Origin of the sequence: Streptomyces sp. ID05-39B, from assembly GCF_033794725.1 — a bacterium.
GTDB classification, from domain to species: domain Bacteria; phylum Actinomycetota; class Actinomycetes; order Streptomycetales; family Streptomycetaceae; genus Streptomyces; species Streptomyces bobili.
On the sequence record NZ_JARGEF010000511.1, the window covers coordinates 1 to 1,200 of the forward strand.

2 protein-coding genes are annotated in these 1,200 nt (G+C 70.8%); both read left to right on the forward strand.

Annotated elements, in window-relative coordinates; translation table 11 throughout:
* Positions 1-605, forward strand: a 605-nt coding sequence (locus P1P75_RS41575) for a UdgX family uracil-DNA binding protein (protein WP_319265255.1), incomplete at its 5' end; no start/stop codon positions are given.
* A gap of 26 nt (positions 606-631) precedes the next feature.
* Positions 632-1,156 (forward strand): GNAT family N-acetyltransferase, encoded by a 525-nt coding sequence (locus tag P1P75_RS41580; RefSeq protein WP_319265257.1) that lies wholly within the window; start codon positions 632-634, stop codon positions 1,154-1,156.
* Positions 1,157-1,200 lie beyond the last annotated feature (44 nt).

Sequence of the window (1,200 nt, forward strand, 5' to 3'; positions counted from 1 at the left end):
TCCCCGAAGGGACCCCCACCCTCCCCGCCCTGCGCGAAGCGGCCGCCGGCTGCGAGGGCTGCCCGCTGCACAGGAACGCCACCGAGACGGTGTTCGGCGCGGGCAAGGCCACCGCCAGGGTCATGCTCGTCGGGGAGCAGCCCGGTGACCAGGAGGACCGCCAGGGCAAACCCTTCGTGGGCCCGGCCGGCCGCCTGCTGGACAGGGCGTTGGAGGAGGCCGGCCTCGACCCCGCCGACGCCTACGTCACCAACGCGGTCAAGCATTTCAAGTTCACCCAGGCGGAACCCCGTAAGCGCAGGATCCACAAGGCCCCCACTCTCCGTGAGATGACCGCCTGTGCCCCTTGGCTGGCAGCCGAGCTGACCGTCGTCGAGCCGGAGCTGATCGTGGTCCTGGGCGCCACCGCGGGCAAGGCCCTGCTCGGCTCCTCGTTCAAGGTCACCGAGGTACGGGGAACGGTCCTGGAGAGGGAGATCCACGGCCATCCCGAACGCCTGGTCCCCACGGTCCACCCGTCCTCGGTACTCCGCTCCGACGACCGCGAAACCGCGTACCGGGGCCTGGTGGGAGACCTGGAAGTGGCGGCCCGGGTCCTGTCGTAGGGGTGGCGAGCAACTAGCATCCCCAGGTGGCTCTCACCTTCACCCTCGACCCCGCCGTCACCCCCGGCCTGCGTGACGGCGTCCTGGACCTCTGGACGGACGTCTCCAACGCGGGCGGAGCGGTGGGTTTCGTGCCGCCGGTGAGCCGCGAGGACGTCCGCCCGGAACTGGTCCGCCACCTGGTGCAGATGGCCGAGGGCCGCACGCACCTCCTCATCGGCCGGGACGAGACCGGCGAAGTCGTAGCAACCGCGTTCCTCACTTTCAACACCCACCGTCTGATGACCCACTGGCTGTGGCTCTACACGGTGATGGTGCACCCCCGCCACCAGGGCAAGGGCTACGGCCGCGACCTGCTCACCGCCGCCGCGGACGCGGCCCGCACCTTCGACGGCATAGACGCGATACGCCTCACCTGCCGAGGCGGCCAGGGTCTGGAACGCTTCTACGCGTCCTGCGGGTACAAGGAGGTCGGCCGCGTACCGGACGCGATCAGGGTGGCCCCGGGCGACGACCGCGACGACGTCACGATGCTGCTGCCGCTGACCTGAGGCCTCGGCCCCCGCCCCGCCTCCAAACAAAACGACCCCCCCCG